At 44.6% G+C, this 18,300-nt stretch carries 11 protein-coding genes and 1 pseudogene; 4 read left to right on the top strand and 8 right to left on the bottom strand.

Annotated features, from left to right (window positions below; genetic code table 11):
* Nucleotides 1-32: 32 nt before the first annotated feature.
* Complete coding sequence (gene mrcB, locus IOD06_RS06860; RefSeq protein ID WP_194620140.1) at nt 33-2,510, bottom strand: penicillin-binding protein 1B; 2,478 nt, start codon at nt 2,508-2,510, stop codon at nt 33-35.
* A gap of 404 nt (nt 2,511-2,914) precedes the next feature.
* Here mrcB and IOD06_RS06855 point away from each other — a divergent pair, with 404 nt between their 5' ends.
* Nucleotides 2,915-5,749: a heavy metal translocating P-type ATPase gene (locus tag IOD06_RS06855; protein ID WP_194620139.1), complete on the top strand. Its 2,835-nt coding sequence runs from the start codon at nt 2,915-2,917 to the stop codon at nt 5,747-5,749.
* Nucleotides 5,750-6,183: 434 nt separating this feature from the next.
* Here the strand turns inward: IOD06_RS06855 and IOD06_RS06850 are convergent, their stop codons facing one another.
* Complete coding sequence (locus tag IOD06_RS06850; RefSeq protein WP_010199412.1) at nt 6,184-6,906, bottom strand: Bax inhibitor-1/YccA family protein; 723 nt, start codon at nt 6,904-6,906, stop codon at nt 6,184-6,186.
* Nucleotides 6,907-7,204: 298 nt separating this feature from the next.
* On the opposite strand from IOD06_RS06850, the gene IOD06_RS06845 reads away from it, so the two are divergent.
* Both IOD06_RS06845 and IOD06_RS06840 read left to right on the top strand, forming a co-directional pair.
* Entirely contained in the window at nt 7,205-8,209 is a 1,005-nt protein-coding gene (locus IOD06_RS06845) for an NAD(+) kinase (protein ID WP_010199415.1), read from the top strand.
* A gap of 38 nt (nt 8,210-8,247) precedes the next feature.
* The gene (locus tag IOD06_RS06840; RefSeq protein ID WP_010199419.1) at nt 8,248-8,559 is read left to right on the top strand and encodes a YeaC family protein; all 312 of its coding nucleotides are present in this window, start codon (nt 8,248-8,250) and stop codon (nt 8,557-8,559) included.
* Nucleotides 8,560-8,669: 110 nt separating this feature from the next.
* Here IOD06_RS06840 and IOD06_RS06835 read toward each other — a convergent pair whose 3' ends face one another.
* The 5 genes and pseudogenes from IOD06_RS06835 to IOD06_RS06815 all read right to left on the bottom strand — a co-directional run bounded on the left by IOD06_RS06835 (nt 8,670) and on the right by IOD06_RS06815 (nt 16,006).
* Complete coding sequence (locus tag IOD06_RS06835; protein WP_010199421.1) at nt 8,670-9,044, bottom strand: HopJ type III effector protein; 375 nt, start codon at nt 9,042-9,044, stop codon at nt 8,670-8,672.
* Between the two features lie 194 nt (nt 9,045-9,238).
* Nucleotides 9,239-9,406: pseudogene (csrA, locus tag IOD06_RS06830) on the bottom strand (carbon storage regulator CsrA); the annotation flags it as partial.
* A gap of 325 nt (nt 9,407-9,731) precedes the next feature.
* Nucleotides 9,732-11,018 carry an aspartate kinase gene (locus tag IOD06_RS06825; protein ID WP_189584354.1) on the bottom strand — a complete coding sequence of 429 codons (1,287 nt, stop codon included), beginning with the start codon at nt 11,016-11,018 and terminating at the stop codon, nt 9,732-9,734.
* 310 nt (nt 11,019-11,328) lie between these two features.
* Nucleotides 11,329-14,001: an alanine--tRNA ligase gene (gene alaS / locus IOD06_RS06820; protein WP_194620138.1), complete on the bottom strand. Its 2,673-nt coding sequence runs from the start codon at nt 13,999-14,001 to the stop codon at nt 11,329-11,331.
* A 169-nt stretch (nt 14,002-14,170) separates the two neighbouring features.
* Nucleotides 14,171-16,006, bottom strand: a complete 1,836-nt coding sequence (locus IOD06_RS06815; protein ID WP_194620137.1) for a DUF389 domain-containing protein — start codon at nt 16,004-16,006, stop codon at nt 14,171-14,173.
* A 310-nt stretch (nt 16,007-16,316) separates the two neighbouring features.
* On the opposite strand from IOD06_RS06815, the gene IOD06_RS06810 reads away from it, so the two are divergent.
* Nucleotides 16,317-16,529: a hypothetical protein gene (locus IOD06_RS06810; protein ID WP_189584363.1), complete on the top strand. Its 213-nt coding sequence runs from the start codon at nt 16,317-16,319 to the stop codon at nt 16,527-16,529.
* A 202-nt stretch (nt 16,530-16,731) separates the two neighbouring features.
* On the opposite strand, the gene IOD06_RS06805 is transcribed toward IOD06_RS06810, so the two are convergent.
* Nucleotides 16,732-18,105, bottom strand: coding sequence for a L,D-transpeptidase family protein (locus tag IOD06_RS06805; protein WP_227669941.1), 1,374 nt, complete (start codon nt 18,103-18,105; stop codon nt 16,732-16,734).
* Nucleotides 18,106-18,300 lie beyond the last annotated feature (195 nt).

The raw sequence follows: 18,300 nt of genomic DNA, 5'->3' as shown, positions 1-18,300 counted from the left end.
TTAGAACCCTCTTTTAAGTTTTAAAAACAATTTTAGAACCATTCAACCGCACGGTCGTACCAAGTGTCAGCACCGTTCTGCGTATCACTATCATTTTGGTTGTCGGTATCAACGGCTTCGCCATTTGGAATATCTAAGCCTTCGCGGCGGCGTTGCTGATTGATAGCGCCTTGCTCACTCTGTTCTCGAGCGCTATCTTGTTGATACAACCCAATGGCGCAACTGCTGGCTTCTTCGGGTAAATGCGCAGACATCACTGGTAAATAGCGCGCATCAGCACAGCGCTCATTTGACAGCTTGCCAGAATTGTTTTCAAGCCATAACCACTCAATACCTTCAGGCTCAGGCAGCGATACCGGTGTCAACTTTAAGCGACTCATATAGTCGACCCAGACTGGTAATGCACCCGTACCGCCGCTCAGACCAATTGGTTTGTTATCATCACGACCGACCCAAACCACGCTGACATAGTTACCACTGTAACCAGCAAACCAAGCATCGCGGTAATCGTTTGTGGTGCCTGTTTTACCCGCGAGATTTAGGTTACTACCAAGTGATTGTGCTCGTTTAGCCGTTCCGCTGGCGACCACTTGCTGTAGCGCGTAATTGGTCAAAAAGTTAGTCTCAGGTGGAATGCTACGCTGCGTATTAAGTCCTGTACGCTGTAAAATACGACCGCGATCATCAATGACACTACGAATGCTGTGAATAGGTGTCCGAAAGCCACCCGTAGCAAATACTTGATAGATACCAAGCATATCCATGGGGCTTAGATTGACAGAACCTAGCAAAGCAGAAGGATAAGGTGATATTTTCTCTTTAATACCCATACGCTGTAGCTGCTTGGCAAAAGTATTGATTCCAAATTCCATGCCTAAGCGTACCGCTGCTTGGTTATAAGACTGAGACAGAGCGGTGGTAAAGGGGACATAACCATGATCGCGATTGTCATAGTTTTTTGGATTCCATTTCGTACCGTCATTTAGATTGACCGTAATCGGTGAATCATCGACAGAACTCGCCAAATTATAGCGACCACTTTCGAGCGCTGTCATATAAATGATTGGCTTTAACAAAGAACCGACTTGACGTTTGGCATCGACAGCACGGTTAAAGCCGGTAAACTCACTGCCGCTACCGACGACGGAGACCAGCTCGCCAGTCTCTGGATTTGCACTGACCAAGGCCCCTTGTAAGTCTTTGGTTTTGCTGCTACTACGACGTAGCTCGCCCAGTTTTTTATCGACTGCTTTATCAGCAGCTAGTTGGGCAATAGGATCGAGCGTACTAATAATCGTCAGACCTTCGTTTTTGAGGTCATCAGAATAATAGACGGTATTCAATTCACGTTTGACGATATCAAGAAAATCAGGAAACTGGCTTTTGCCTTCGACGGGTTTATCAACGATACCCAGCGATCTCTCTATGGCTTTATCATAGTCTGCTTGACTGAGCGTACCCATCTCTAGCATGTTGCTAAGAACAATGTTACGACGTGCTTTTGAATCGTTTGGATGGCGACGTGGATTATAGACACTTGGGCCTTTTGCCATACCGACGAGTAAGGCTTGCTGATCTAAACGCAGCTCGTTCAGCGGTTGATTAAAATAAAACTGTGCTGCCAAACCAAAACCATTGATAGAGCGGTTGCCGTTTTGTCCTAAGTAAATTTCGTTCAGATACGTTTGCAGGATTTCATCTTTGCTATAATGGAGCTCAAGTAGCACAGCCATCAAGGCTTCATTGGCTTTGCGTTTTAGGGTGCGATCTGAATTCAGATAGAAGTTTTTAATTAGCTGCTGGGTGATGGTCGAACCACCTTGTCTCGAGCCACCAGAGAAGTTGTTGATGACTGCACGAGCGATACCGCGTATCGACACCCCTTTATGCTCATAAAAGCCGCGATCTTCTGTGGCTATTAACGCATCAATCAATGGCTGTGGCACCTCATCTAAAGAGACAACCATACGATCTTCATTGCTGTCTGGGTAAATGCCACCGATACTAACTGGCTCAAGGCGAATAATGCCGCTCTTAGCTGGTAAAGTGCTTTGAATCGACTCAATTTTATTACCGGCAATCGTCATTTTGATGACTTGCTCAGTGTCTATATCGCTAGAGCTATAGGTAAAACCGCGGGTATGGATAAAATAAGTATTGCCGGACTTACGATAAGTACCAGTGCGATCATACGCCTTATTGCTTTGATAATTGAGCAGCTCAAGCCATGTCTTAATCGTGCTGTTATCGACACTGGCACCTTGATAGAGCTCAAGTGGTTGTGAGTATACCTTGGCAGGAATATCCCAACGCTTACCTTCGAACTTGTGGGTAATGGTGCGATCGAGCTTGATCAAATACAGCGCCAGTAGCACCATGCCAGCAATAATGACAATTAATAAAATACTACTAAACACCAAGCCGCGCTGCTGAGAGGGTAGCGTGCTGACAGAAGGCGTAGATGGCGAAGAGAGCTTGGCGTTTGGTAGCTTAGAATTATATTTTTGCACGGATGATGCACCATTTAGGGATAAAAAACTGCCTCATAATGACGCAAATTGACAAATTTTTCAATCAATCATCATCAACGCAGGCATTCATTGGGATTACACTGTGAGGGGTTATACTACTCACAGCACTGGCTTATAGTATAATCGATCTGTTGACAGCTATGTTTATACGAAAACACAGCGCGCTTTTAATTTGCTCTGTGGATGCCATATAAGATAACAATTTACGATTATTCTAACGATGTTTTTTGTATGAATTAGCAGTTGATTCTCCCTCTGTGCTAGCAGTGCCAAACCTATTTAAAATAGCTGTTTTAAGTAAAAGTAAGCACGTTTGATGATAGCAAGTTTACTCAAAGCGAATTGGGTTCGAGCAAACCTGTCTAAAGGAAGTAAGCGCGATTATGTCTAGTGCCCCCTCACCAATGCCAACCTCCAGCCATCATTATAAAGACAACTCTATCACAGAAGGGTTGGTGCTGCCCCTTGCTGGTCATTGTTTTCACTGCGGCGATCCAGTACCGCAGCCGCCATTTTATGCCGATATATTGGGTAAATCCCGTGAGATGTGTTGCATGGGTTGTCAGTTGGCGTCTCAAAGCATCGTTGAGGCTGGGCTTGAGCAATATTATCTTGATCGCTCTGAAATCAATCGTACGGCAAGTTTGCCCACCCAGCTGACGCGGCTCGAAGCCTATGATCACGACGAGATAAAGTCACAGTTCGTCTATGCTCAAGATGGTCTGTCGGTGGCGGAATTGTCCGTTAATAATTTACGCTGTGCTGCCTGTACGTGGCTCATCGAATCGCGTCTTTATGAGATTGATGGCATCAGTAAGTGTCAGGTCAATTTAACCAATCAGCGTATGCGCGTCATTTGGGACGAGAGTAAGCTGCCTATCAGCCGTATTCTAGCCGTTATCAATGAAATTGGCTACGAAGCCAAGCCTTACCGTCAAGACACCCATGAAGCAATGCTGGCTAAGCACAATAACAAGATGCTGCTACGTCTAGGAATTGCTGCTCTTGGCGCGATGCAAGCGATGATGTATGCGGTCGCGCTATATTTTGGTGAATATAGCGGGATGTTGATATTACAGCGCGACTTTTTGCGTTGGGTGTCGTTATTCGTCAGTATTCCCGTGTTCTTTTATGCGGGCATACCGTTCTTTACGTCTGCATGGTCGGCAGTTCGCGCGCGCCAAGTCAATATGGATGTACCGGTCAGTATCGCCTTGATTGTTACATTTTTCGCCAGTTTGTACGCCACCATTACTGGAAACGGTCAGACCTATTATGATTCGGTCAGCATGTTTATTTTCTTCTTATTGGCAGGGCGTTATATCGAGCATAATGCCCGTCTAAAAGCGGCGACGATGGCCAATGACTTAGTAGTGGTGGAGCCAGTTTTAGTACAAAAAATTGCTGAAAACAAAGAAGACGCTGCGCTCATTTTGCAGCAGTTACAGAAAAATTCTTCGAATAAAACAGATACGAGTGCTATTAATCAGGCAGTTCATGAGACAGGTGTTAAAAGTCCAATCGGCGCTGTGGCAAGTGCTCCGATAAAGTACACGCCCAATTTTATGCAGAGTATGGACGCCAATGTCCATCAAATAACCAATCGTATAGCTCAAGACTGGCAACAAACTAGCCGTCAACGAGACCTATCAAAGCCAGATTTATTAAAGCCAGCGTATGTCGCAGAACAAAAACAGATGGTGACCGCTCAAAGCTTGCAAGTGGGTGACATCATCATGGTTGAGGCTGGCTCTGAGATTATAAGCGATGGTATTTTGCTTAGCCCAACTGCGACCGTCTCCCAAAGTCTGCTGACGGGTGAGGGTGATTTAATCATCAAGTCCCAAGGTGACTATATCGTCGGCGGCGCGCAAAACGACAGTCAGCCGTTTGAGATGCTGGTCACGGCACTGCCAGAAGACAGTCAGATTGGGCTGATTGATCGGCTGATGAACCGTGCTATGAGTGAAAAGCCCAAACTGGCGCAGCAAGCGGACAAGCTGGCTCGTTGGTTTGTGGCGCGGATTTTAGTGTTGTCAGCATTGGTATTTATCGGCTGGTATTTTGTCGATCCAAGTCAAGCTATTTGGGCAACGGTCGCGGTATTGGTTGCTACTTGTCCTTGCGCGCTGTCACTAGCCACACCGATTGCGCTGACTGTCTCTACCAATCGATTGGCCAGCTATGGCTTTTTGACCACGCGTGGTCATACGCTGCAAACTTTAGCAGAGATTACTCATGTGGCCTTTGATAAGACGGGGACATTGACTTATGGCAAGCCAAACTTACTGAACATTGAGCTAATAAAACCGGTCAGCCAAAATCAAAACGCTGACTCAAGCGCGTTGCCTTTGCAAAAAGACCGTTTTTTAGGCATAGCCGCGGCCTTAGAAGTAGGCAGTCGCCATCCGATTGCTCATGCGCTACTGACTGCCGCTTATCAATTACATTTGCCACCCACTCAAGCCTTGCAGCATTATCCAGCAGGCGGGGTAGAAGCCATGATTGATGGCGTTCTATATCGTATTGGTCATATGGATTTTGCTTTGGATAAAAGCGCCACTGGTGAAAATGTAGACAATAATTTAACGATTGATTTATTGAGCCATCGTGCCAGCTCAGCGGTTGTGTTGTCTTGTCAAACAAGCTCCTCAAGTGGATGGCAAGCGCTGGCGTGTTTTTACTTTAGCGATAAAGTGCGTGATAACGCCCGCTCAATGCTGGATACGCTCAAAGACTTAGGGATTGAGTCTGTGATGCTGACGGGCGACCCCAGTCCACAGGCGCTGGTCATGGCGGAGAGTTTGGGCATGCAGTCGGCATATAATGGTCTGTCACCAACGGATAAGGTCAATCATATCCAGCAGCTGCAAGCACAAGGGTCAGTCGTGCTGATGGTTGGTGATGGTATCAATGATGCGCCCGTGTTGGCAGCAGCAGATGTGTCGACTTCGATTGCTGGCGCAGCAGATTTGGCGCAGGTGTCAAGCGATAGCATCATCCTTAATGGACAGATTGAAGCCATTACAGCTGCCAAGCGTATCGCGGATAAAACGGAACGTATCATTAAACAAAACTTCCGCTGGGCACTGGCTTATAACAGTATCGTATTATTGCCTGCCGCGTTCGGTTATGTCCCGCCTTGGCTTGCCGCCATTGGAATGTCATTGAGCTCGTTATTCGTCGTATTAAATGCGCTGCGTCTAAAACGTGCTTAGGGTCTGTTAAACATTCAAATATTAGGACTGCTGATCGCTAAAATCGCACCAAAAGTTTTATCAAATCAGGCGTAAACAGACGATAATGTCGAGACCTTAGCTAGGTTTACAACAACGTTTGGGGTGATTTTAGATCAGCCCCAAGTATACAAGCAGGGGCAGGGCTATTTTTTGCCAATACATGGCGAAATTGTCTAACCTAGAACGACTAGGCGTCAAAAATTTCACTGCGTATTGTCTAAAAAATAGCCACTGCCAGTACCACATTTGAATGTTTAACAGACCCTAGTATTAATCCTAAAAAGATGATGGGCTACGTCACACTTGCTTAGCATTCTATAAATAGTATTTACTTTAGTTTCACCCATAAAAAAACCGCCTTTAGCAAAAGACGGTTTTTTATTTTACGTACAATTTTATTAGACGAGTTTATATTAGTCTTGTAGGTAGCTGAGCAGACGCATAAATTCGATATACATCCATACTAGCGTCGCAAGAATACCGATACTAAATAACCACTCGTAGTCTTCAGAAATACCAGCTGCTACGCCGCGATCAATGTTATCAAAATCAAGTAATAGCGTAAAAGAAGCGATAACAATCACGAACAAACTGAAGCCAATAGCGATAACGCCACCTTCAAATAAGAAAGGTAAGCTTGAACCGAACGCTAAAGAAAGAACCCATTGCGCAACATAAACGAGCATGATGGCAATAAGCGCTGAGGTGACGATAGAGCGGAATTTCTGCGTTACCTTAACGAGACCAGAGCGATATAGCCCTAGCATAACGGCTGCTGTCACGAAGGTTGCACACATTGCAGTCACTGGCACGCTTGGATACATTCTCATAAAGAACAGCGAGATGCCGCCTAAGAAGATACCTTCTAAGAGTGCATAAGGGACGGCAAAGGTTTTGGCCTTTTGCGGTTTAAAAGTGATAAAGATCGCGAGACCAAAAGCGGCAAACATACTACCGAAGGCTGCCATGGTAATAAAGCTTTGTGATAGACCTGCCATTAGCGCATAAAAGAAAAAGCCGATACCAGTGATAGCAGATAAACCAAGCAACAAGCTGGTCTTTTGGATGACACCTTTGACGGTCATCGGCTGACCGCCGATCGCAAGCTCTGCGCGACTGACAATAGGATTGGCCATACATATGTCCTTAATTAAAAATGATATAAATTACTGCTACTTTAGCAAAAGCTCGGTTATTGTCAACTGTGTTTGCGTGACGGCTGTCGAGGCCTGATGCAGCCATAGTATGACTTATTTGTGTTTGATAGGCATTGATGCTCAGTAGCGCTGTAAACACGCTATAAAGGGGCGTGTAATGGTAGATATATGGGGTCGATTACGACAGTTAACAACGATAATTGATAAAACATGCTAGTTTAAGCGCTCATTTATCGCTATCATTACTCTGTACTTTACCGTTATTCCGAGTCGTTTTATGGAAAACTCCGCGCAGTCCGAAAGATTGCCACATTTACATGAATCAGAGCTGTTCCACGCCATCAAAAACCCTGCGTTTCGGCGTATTGGGCTAATGGGGCGCGCAGGCAAGCGCAGCGTCACCCAAAGTCTGGTGCAGATTGCCCAAACGATCAATGAGATGAATCTCACCTTGATAATGGACATGCAAACTGCCCATCTACCAACATTGGATCTCACTGAGATCGAAAAAGTCAAAATCGTTAAGCGTAGCTTGATTGGTGAGATTTGTGATTTGGTCATCGTCGTCGGTGGTGATGGCTCTATATTGCATGCTGCTGAAGCACTAGCACGTTATCGCGTACCTGTGTTGGGTGTCAACCGTGGTCGCCTTGGCTTTTTGGCCGATGTCAAACCTGATGAAGCTGCTTTTAAATTGCGTCAAGTATTGATGGGCGATTATCAGTTGGATCATCGGTTTCTACTGACGATGGAGATACGAGAAGGGCGCAACATCATCCATGAAGATATGGCGCTCAATGATATCGTATTGCATGCGGGTAAGTCGGTACATATGATTGATTTTCAACTGAAAATTGATGGTCATGATGTCTATAGGCAACACAGCGACGGCTTGATTGTTGCGACGCCTACTGGCTCGACAGCCTATGCACTCTCTGGTGGTGGGCCTATTATCCATCCGAGTATGGATGCGATATGTTTAGTGCCCATGCATCCGCATACCTTATCTAGCCGTCCAATTGTGGTCAGTGGTAATAGCGAAGTTTGTATTCGTATCCATGAGGACAATCGCACGCAACCGATGGTTAGTGCAGATGGCAAACCCAGCATACCGCTCGATCAAGAGCAGCGGCTTTATATTCGTAAGCACCCTGATAAGCTGACGCTACTGCATCCACCAGGGTTTGATTTTTATGAAGCCTGCCGTACCAAATTACACTGGAATGTCCATGCCGAAGAATTCAGTCTTGATATCGATGATGATATTATGGATGATGAATAAAAGCAGTTGTCGTATAAAAAATAGTAGCGGAGAGTAAGATGGACAAGCAAACAATATTAGCAACACTAACGCCTGACATGGTCGATAAATTTCGTATGGCTATTGAGCTTGGCAAATGGCCGGATGGTCGAAAATTAACGGCTGAGCAGCGCGACACCTGTATGCAAGCAGTGATGGTTTGGGAACATGAGCATCTACCTGCTGCCGAGCGTACCGGTTATATTCATAAACCCGTAAAAGACAATGGCTCCATCGTCGGCGCTGAATGTGATGTGGAGCACGAGCATCATTATCCTAATATGCCCAATCCTAAAGGTGCTATCCAGCCAGTTAAATTTCTTGATAAATAAGTTTTGTGATAATGATAAATAAGCAAGAGTATGGCTAATCACAGCAGTAGTCGCTCAATAAAAAAGCCACGCTATATAATAGCGTGGCTTTTTTGCATGCTTAAAAATAATTAAAGTGCAGTGGTATCAACACTAGGGCGAACGGTCAGTGGATTTTTTTGCATCAAAAACCCTTGCCAACCCCAATGTAAAAAGTTGCGGATATTGGCGTGGTCAGTACCGTTAGGCGTCGCTTGAACCTTGGCATAGTGCTCGCCGAATAGCTTTAGCGTGTCCAACTGATTCAGACCATGGTGCTTAGCAAAACCAAAAATCTTCGCACTACCTTCATTTTCACCCGCTGCATTATGCACCATACCATTAACGAAAGGAGCGGGCGCATAGCGATAAAAATCATCAATAAAACTGATGACATCATTGAATCCAATGGCTTTTTTATTTAAACCATTAAGTAGAGCCGATACATCTGATTGGCGGATACTCATAAATAAATGACCTCAGAGCAGATTAAAAAATACAGTATTTGTGTACACTGCTTATAAAAATATAATGCTTATATATATTCAATAATAATTATTGATTAAGCGTTAACTGTTATAGCTTAGCGATTGAAATAGTCTTCGTCATCAAATGAAGGCGCAAAACTGCCTTGCTCAAGATGCTGCATTTGCGACTGTACAGAACGCTCATGCTGAATACGTTGATAAATTTCTTCGCGGTGTACGGCAATGTCTTTTGGTGCATTAACACCGATACGCACCTGATTGCCTTTAACGCCCAAGACAGTCACACTGACCTCGTCGCCAATCATTAACGTTTCGCCCACGCGGCGTGTCAAAATTAACATGCGTCACACTCCTTATGTCGCATCAACAGATTATTACTCATCAGATTACATCTCAATTGCAGGACATTACCATCGCACTAGACATCTCTTGTATTTAACTTACAAGCTACTATGTCTAAAGTTAGGCGAATAGCGGTAATGATAGGTAGATTCATTTAGCCCAAATGAAAGCCCCATTATAGGGGGCATAACAGATACTGTCACGGGTTTTCACAAAACTATTAGCTATATACGAACCAGAGCAATAATAAAAAATAAAAATAGGATCTAATAAGACCCTATTTAATTGATAACTATTAACTCTGGCATATGCTCGTTATAGCATTTATAGTCCAGCGATTTTGCTTTCACCGTCTTCACGATCAAGGCCAAATGCGGTGTGTAATGACTTAACGGCTTTTTCCAAGTGTTGGTCTTGAATCAGCACAGATACTTTGATTTCGCTGGTCGATATCATTTGAATATTGATGTTGTTTTCGGCTAAGGTTTGGAACATTAGGCTGGCAACACCTGCGTGTGAGCGCATGCCAACGCCAACTAAGGAAACTTTAACAACTTCGCTGTTACCTGATATTTCTTTGGCGCCAATCTCATTTTTGACTTCTTCATTAAGCACTTTTAGCGTCTTGTCTAAGTCAGTGCGATTAACCGTGAAGGTAAAGTCGGTGGTACCATTATCCGAAAGGTTTTGGACGATCATATCGATTTCGATATTGGCACGACCAATTGGGCTTAAGATAGCAGAAGCGATGCCAGGGTGGTCAGGCACGCCGCGTACTAATATTTTTGCTTCGTCTCTATTGAACGCGATACCTGAGATGATTGCCTGTTCCATATTGTCTCCTTCGTCTATCGTAATTAGGGTGCCCACGTTGTCTTGAAACTCTTGGTCAAAGCTGCCGTCAGTATTTTCATCAAAGCTAGAGAGTACACGCAGTGGCACGCCGTACTTACCAGCGAATTCTACCGAACGAATCTGTAGAATTTTAGAGCCAAGACTTGCCATCTCAAGCATTTCTTCAAAGGTGATTTTTTCAAGCTTTTTGGCTTTTGAGGTAACGCGTGGATCAGTGGTATAGACGCCATCGACGTCGGTATAAATCTGACACTCATCAGCACCCAAAGCCGCTGCAATCGCAACGCCTGTCGTATCAGAGCCGCCGCGCCCGAGTGTGGTTGCATTGCCTTCGTCGTCGATACCTTGAAAGCCTGCCACAATGACGATATTGCCAGCATCCAGCTGCTCGCGTATGTTTTTGTCGTCGATACTTTCGATACGCGCTTTATTGTGCGAGCTATCGGTTCTGATCGGCACTTGACGACCAGTAAATGAACGGGCGCCAATACCAAGCTCTTTAATCGCCATGGCCAGCAGTGAGATAGAAACCTGCTCACCCGTTGAGACCATTTGATCGTATTCACGAGGGTCAGGCTGAGAGCTAATTTGGCGGGCCAGATCAATCAAACGGTTGGTTTCGCCACTCATGGCAGAGACCACGACAACCACTTGATGACCATTGTCATGCCAGCGTTTGACTCGTTTCGCGACGTTTTTGATGCGGTCGATACTGCCCATCGAGGTGCCGCCATACTTCTGTACTATTAACGCCATAAAAATCTACCTATTATTCAATAATGACCTTTTATTATCATCGATAAGAGTCAACATGATACTCGTCAATGTTTATATAGATAAAGCCAGATTATAAGAGTTACGCCCTATGTCTTTCATTCACATAGTGGTATTTGCTTCAACCTCAGTGAATGAGTAATATCTTCAAACGTCGACCTTTATACCATATCTACAGCGTAACTTTAAGTCTCAGTACTGCTTAGATATATGGCGATTGGTTATAATGGTTATAACCAATCACGTATTCTATGCGTTATAGACCAGAGTGAAGCTCCGTGTTTTTGCTAGCTTAGCTAAGCTGGGCTTCAATCCAAGCAGGTAGCGCATTGATAACCGCTGCACTGTTACTAGATTTCGGTGCGCCGCCTTGTGCGTAGTCAGGCTTACCACCGCCTTTACCGCCAAGCTCACCTGCCAAATGACGAATGATGTCACCGGCTTTCACTTTAGCAGTGACAGACTTCGCTACGCTAGCTGCTAGCGCTAACTGGTCATCTTTGTCACCAATTAATACAATGACGCTATCAGGCAGTTTTGACTTGATATCGTCCATCAGCGTACGAATCGATTTGCCATCAACACCGCTTAAGGTACTGATAAGAACTGGCGTACCTGCGATAGTCTGTACGTCGTCGAGTAAGTTGGCAGCTTGGGCGCTGGCTATTTTTTGCTGCAAACGCTCTAGTTGTTTTTCTAGATCACGTTGCTTATCTGCCATGGTACGGACACGCTGGGCGACCTCAGGGCGTTTTACTTTAAGCTGACTGGCAAGCTCGCTCAATTGCTGTTCACTTTGCTGAATGTTTTTGACCGCATTCATGCCAGTGACGGCTTCAATACGGCGGATACCAGCTGCAATACCTGATTCGCTAGTAATTTTAAGCACACCGATATCACCAGTACGCTGTACATGCAACCCACCACATAGCTCGATAGAGAAGGGCTTGCGTTGACCATCAACGATAGTGTCTGTACCCATAGTCAGTACGCGAACGTCACTGCCGTACTTTTCGCCAAATAATGCCATTGCACCGTTTTTCATGGCGTCATCAATCGACATATTCTCAATACGGGCAGGAGTGTTGGCTTGGATTTGTTCATTGACGAGACGTTCGATACGGCTGATTTCAGCAGTACTAACGGGCTTGTCATAAGAGAAGTCAAAACGTAAGACTTCGCTTGAAACCAATGAGCCTTTTTGCGTGACCGCGTCGCCCAATACTTCTCTTAGCGCTGCATGCAATAGATGTGTGGCGGAGTGGTTTTTGGCACTGGCTGCACGGATGCTAGAGAGTACTTGTGCTTCAGCGGTTTGCTTAGTGCTAATGTCGCCCATGGTCACAACACCATAGTGAATGATGGCTTGCCCCGATTTTTTGGTATCTTGTACTTCAAAGACCCCTGATGCAGTGCGGATTTCACCAAGCTCACCCACTTGACCACCACCTTCAGCATAAAATGGTGTGCGATCAAGTACCACAACGCCTTCCATACCTTCCGTCAAACTATCTGCTGGATTGCCGTCTTGATAAAGCGCGTCAATAGTTACGCCATTCTCTTCAAGCTGCTCATAGCCGATGAATGTCGTTGGCGTCTCTACTTGGATAACGCTGCTGTAATCGACATCGAATTTGCCAGCATCACGCGCACGCTCACGTTGCGCTTGCATATGCTCGTCAAATTCCGTTTCATCAATAGCAATACCACGCTCACGAGTGATATCGGCAGTCAAATCAAGCGGGAAGCCATACGTATCATAGAGCTTAAAGGCTGCTTCACCAGAGAGCGTATCGCCATCTTGTAACCCTTCAAGTTCGCTGGCAAGCAAACGCAGACCTTGCGCCAAGGTTTTAGCAAACTGTGCTTCTTCTTTTTGAATGGCGTTTTCGATGACGCTTTGTTTGTCTTTTAGCTCAGGGTAGGCTGTGCCCATTTCAGCCACGAGTGGCGCGACCATCTTGTAGAAAAAGTCACTATCAGCGCCCAGCTTATTGCCATGACGTACCGCGCGGCGAATCACGCGGCGCAGCACATAGCCACGCCCTTCGTTGCTTGGCATGACGCCATCAGCGATTAAGAATGACACGGCACGGATATGATCTGCGATGACTTTTAAGGATGATTGCTGTTCATTATCAATCTCTAAAATCTCAGCAGCAGCATCCATCAAATGAGTGAATAAATCTATCTCATAGTTGCCATGCACGCCTTGCATGATGGCACTAATACGCTCAAGTCCCATGCCCGTATCGACACTTGGGGCTGGTAGCGGTAACAATGTACCGTCCTTTTGACGGTTAAACTGCATAAATACGCAGTTCCAAATCTCGATATAGCGATCGCCATCTTCTTCAGGCGTGCCAGGCAAGCCACCTTCGATATCGGCACCGTGGTCATAAAAGACTTCGGTACAAGGGCCGCAAGGACCCGTGTCGCCCATCGTCCAAAAGTTATCAGAGGCATAAGGCGCGCCTTTATTATCGCCAATACGGATAATGCGCTCACTTGGAATACCGATGTTCTTATTCCAAATATCAAAGGCTTCGTCATCGGTTTCATAGATGGTGACATACAAGCGGTCTTTATCAATCGCTAGCCATTTATCTGACGTCAAAAACTCCCAAATGTATTCAATACCTGCTTGCTTGAAATAATCACCAAAGGAGAAGTTGCCAAGCATTTCAAAGAAAGTATGATGACGGGCGGTATAGCCGACATTATCCAAATCATTGTGTTTACCGCCAGCACGTACGCACTTTTGCGAGGTCACCGCACGTGTATAGTCACGTGGTTCCATACCTAAAAAGGTTTCTTTAAACTGATTCATACCGGCATTGGTAAACAGCAATGTCGGGTCATTATGTGGAATCAAACTAGACGAAGAAACAGGGGTATGCTGCTTGCTTATAAAAAAATCGATAAAAGCTTGACGAATATCGGCTGAGCGAAATGGCTGGCTCACAGCGGCTCCTTACTGACGGATGGGATTAAAGATGGCTTTAATATAAAAAAGGATTAAATAATTTTGCAAGCGATTTTAGCACAAACGCCTAAGCTCTTGGTACAAGAGTTACAACTGCTGCGTTATTCTGCGTCTCTAGATAGTCAATGGTTTTGGTAGCGTATAAAAGCTAATTGGTCAAAATCGCCGCATCGGTCTTGTCGAGTTTGTCTTGTATCAATGGATCCGATTCAATAACTTGCACTGGCAAGTAACGTAATTGTATTTTGATCGGTAAATAATCAGGGAAGTTTTCCGCCATGTCTTGGGTAATAGCGGCTTCAATTTGGCGGACATCGTAAGAGCTAGGAGTGGTCTCACCGCGAATAACAGCACGAACGATCTGGTTTTTTTCCGCCGTATCGAACTGGGTATTGGTCAGTACATTACCTTTGTCAATAAAGTAGCTATTGATCGCCTCTTTGACACTGCTCTCAAAGACTTGTTGCTTGGCATTGGTTTGTAGATTGATAGTCAGATAAGTACCCAATCCTGCTAACAACAGCAAAGTCACGGCATTACGTTGCAAAAAAGTCAGATAAGTATTGGATTTATAATCGTCCTTCACCAAACGGCGAAAACCTAAAACCCACAACACAAGCGCATTGGTAAATTGGATCGCAATAATGTTGGTAATGGCTAAGAGTAGGGCGCCAAAGCCAAGCTGAATCTCATTATTAGCAAATAAAATACCACTGGCGGCAAGAGGTGGCACTAAGGCCGTGGCGACTGCCACACCCACGACGGCGACTGATAAGTGCGGTGACACCATCGCATAAGCACCAGCAGTACCACCTGCTAAGGCAATCATTAAGTCCATGGAAGTGGGTTGGGTACGCGATAATATCTCTGTCGTCAACGGTTGATCTTTGTGCAGCCAACCAACGACGAAACCGACCAATACGACCAGTGAGATACCAGCAATAACCGTAATAAGCGACTTACGTAACAGCGGCGCACGGTAGTCGATAATCGCTAGCGCCACTCCTGTGATCGGACCTAACATCATGGCGACCAACATCGCACCAATGACGACAGCGGCTGAATTGGTCACCAACCCGTAACTGGCGATAATGGCAGAAAGTATGTTCATGATGAAATACATTTTGCTGGGCAGCGCATTTGCTTCAATTCTGATGCGTACTTCTGGATAGTCTACCTTTTGATTGTTAAACTGCTCAGCGACAAATTGCTTATAAGACTCTAGTTTGGCTTCTTTTTGTTCTTTGAATTCGTCCTCTTCCTCATCATCGCTATCTTGCGCCTTTACCATAGTATCTGTATCTGTATCTGTATCTGTATCTGTATCTGGCTCAGCGTTGGCGTCATTGATGTTTTCTACATTCGTATTTTCTACAGACATGTTTTCGTCTGTCTTAGAATGAGTTGCATCTGCTGTCGGTTCATTATGACTGGCTTTGCTAGCAGTATTCAGCACCGCAGAATCGTTAGTATCTTCTGCTTCAACTGTGGCTTCATCGACTAGCGTCTCCTGACCATTTTCAGTACCTTGCTTTTCTGCATTATCAGCATTTAACACGCCAACTTCTGTTTTTTCCATGTCGGCAGACGCTTGGGTTTCTGGTTCCGATGTTTCAACGCTCGCAACCACTACATCCGGTCCAAGCGATTCCATCGTTACTTTAGCTTCAGGAGGCTGTGCACCTAGGGTTTTTTGCTCGATACCGTCTTGCTCAATGTCGCTTTCAAGCTTGGTTAAATTTTCACTATTTGAATTTTCATTATTTAAAGCTTCACTATTTACAGTTTCATTATCCAAGGTTCTATTATCCAAAGTCCTATGAGTATCGATTTCATCATTTGGACTCAACGTTGCATCGACCTTAGTTTCATCAGTCACATTTGTATGAGCAACAGACTCTGACGCCTGTTGAAGGTCAATCTCGTCTGAGGCGTCTTTTGTCGTTACTGACTCAACAGGTAACTGTTTATGAGATAAGGTCATAGCGGAAAACTTTCTTAGAGAATGACAGAAAGTCACTATTGTAATGATAAATTTAGAAAAGCGTATAAGTTTTTTACGACTAGGCAGGCGGGAAATAAGCAGATATGAAATCAACTGATAGCTGATAAAAGCAATGTATTTTGCTATTTCTTGCAATAAATAATATCGTAGATAAATCCTTAATTATATTAGGGTTTTTATGCTAGGTCACCCGATATAACTGGCTTGAAGGTTTTAATTAAATACTTACTTTTTTTGTGGGTTTAGTGTATAAAGGTATTATATCCACAACAAAAATGAGGAATAAATTATGAACTGGCCATTATTTTCTGTCATCTATGCAATCGCCTCAACAGTTACCATTGGTGTCTTTATGATTGGCGCCTTGGTCACAGGGTTCAATGAGATACCCCATATCCAAATGGCAGTAGCAGCGGGTATTTTGTGCTCTATTCCTGCAGGCTTATTTTTCACCAAAAAAGTCGGCAGCATCACTGGTAACGAGGAAGGTTACAAAGTATAAGGCGCAGCACGATGGGCGATTCTAAAATTCCTTGACTATATTTTATATTGATATTTTTTCTGCTGATTTATGAACAATGTGTCAGTGTTTGGTGAAATTTAGCCATAAAAAAAGACCCTACCAAGAGGGTCTTTTTTGTTTAGTATTTCTGATTGCTTATTCAATCGACGAATACGAGTGGTACATTCATCGTTAAGCCAGTTTAGTTGAGGACAACGGTTGCGCCGTTTTCGATATTGGCATAAACCTCTAACACATCCCAGTTGGTCAAACGTACACAACCTGCTGACCCTTGGCGACTGATACCTTCAGGTACTGGTGAGCCATGTAAGCCATAAGAAGGTTTAGACATTCCCATCCATACCACACCTACTGGATTGTTCGGTCCTGGCGGTAACATATGGATTTTCTTTTGAGCACCTTCGCCAACGGTTGCTTTATACCAAGGCATTTTGACTTTATTGATGATCTTAAATGTACCTTTTGGTGATGGTGTGGCATCACTACCAACAGTCGTTGGGTAAGTGGCAACCAGTTTATCATCATTGTAAGCGTACAGCGTTTTGTCTGCTTTATTGGCAACCACGCGATTGATACGTTGATTGAGCTTTTCACGAGTGTTCAATACAGTGATTGTCTCACCAGCGGTATACGTTTTATTTTTATTGAGCTTGTCTAAATAACGTACGTCCATGTGGAAGCGTTCACCCAGCATCTCTTTGATATCTTGGTAATACAAGCCTTTCATTTTTGACTTTGCTTCTGAACCAGAAGGAGTGGCCGCGAAGTTGGTTTTTATATCATCTTCAGTCAGCGTATAAGTCACTAGCACCGGCTTATTAGCAGCGATATTTTTAACCAAGGCATTCCAAGTTTTTTGATCCATTTTTCCGGTTGCTGGCAAGCCTTTCATGGTTTGGAAATTAATCAGGGCTTTCTTGCTGTTCATACCCCAGCCGCCATCGATAGGACCAGGAGAAGCATGGTTCCAGTCGAGCAATGCCTGCATCTTAATGGTCATCGCTGAGTTGACCTTCATGCTTGGTGACCAAACAGCATCGTTAACTTGTGTGGCGTAGTTGGACAAGTTTAGTGTGGTATATCTTTTGCCATCTTTGTCTTCGATGTTTTTGATGGTAGGGTCATCACTGAAGTCTTGACGTTTTTCGCTGTCAGGCAATTCAAAAGCTAAAGGGTCAGATGAGTCAATAGACGAGACATCGCTAGGGGCGGCAACAGCCTGACCTTCGCTCATATCATCAGTTCTGTCAGATTGCTCATCCTTACGGGTCAGCTCTTCTGCGCTCATGTTATCAGCAGTGGCTGCTGGCGCTGACGGCTTAGTCTTTTGCTTTGAATCAATCAATTGCGTCATGCGGTCAGCTGGTTTTGCGGCAGTGACGGGAGCGCGACTCTCTTGCACATTAAGGCTGACTTTCTTGGCGATACTAGGCATTGAGTCAGCGGTGCGTACTGGCAATGTGCGAGTACTGTCAGCGGTGGCAGCAAATGCAGTAGCACTGGCGCTAACGACAACGATAGATATGGCAGTAATAAGCGGTTTTATTTTCATCATATTGAGTTACTTGTGGTTGCTACTAATGAAGCTATTATGCGCATAATTAATAAGCTTCGCAAACTTTTGACACATATTTTTATGTCCGTAGGGTGCTAAACGTCAACTGCTGACGTATTCACTACAGTTGGGCAATAATTTAGCCATGGTATGTATGAAGTTTTGCTGGATTTTAACGTAAGTCACTTGTTATAT

Origin of the sequence: Psychrobacter sp. N25K4-3-2 (assembly GCF_015351755.1) — a bacterium.
GTDB classification, from domain to species: domain Bacteria; phylum Pseudomonadota; class Gammaproteobacteria; order Pseudomonadales; family Moraxellaceae; genus Psychrobacter; species Psychrobacter glaciei.
This window is presented reverse-complemented; position numbering and strand designations above follow the sequence as displayed.

Coding starts and splice junctions, on each gene's coding strand:
- IOD06_RS06845 (WP_010199415.1), top strand. CDS start 7,205: ATGGAAAACTCCGCGCAGTCCGAAAGATTGCCACATTTACATGAATCA.
- IOD06_RS06810 (WP_189584363.1), top strand. CDS start 16,317: ATGAACTGGCCATTATTTTCTGTCATCTATGCAATCGCCTCAACAGTT.
- IOD06_RS06805 (WP_227669941.1), bottom strand. CDS start 18,105: ATGATGAAAATAAAACCGCTTATTACTGCCATATCTATCGTTGTCGTT.
- IOD06_RS06840 (WP_010199419.1), top strand. CDS start 8,248: ATGGACAAGCAAACAATATTAGCAACACTAACGCCTGACATGGTCGAT.
- IOD06_RS06825 (WP_189584354.1), bottom strand. CDS start 11,018: ATGGCGTTAATAGTACAGAAGTATGGCGGCACCTCGATGGGCAGTATC.
- IOD06_RS06815 (WP_194620137.1), bottom strand. CDS start 16,006: ATGACCTTATCTCATAAACAGTTACCTGTTGAGTCAGTAACGACAAAA.
- IOD06_RS06850 (WP_010199412.1), bottom strand. CDS start 6,906: ATGGCCAATCCTATTGTCAGTCGCGCAGAGCTTGCGATCGGCGGTCAG.
- IOD06_RS06835 (WP_010199421.1), bottom strand. CDS start 9,044: ATGAGTATCCGCCAATCAGATGTATCGGCTCTACTTAATGGTTTAAAT.
- IOD06_RS06855 (WP_194620139.1), top strand. CDS start 2,915: ATGTCTAGTGCCCCCTCACCAATGCCAACCTCCAGCCATCATTATAAA.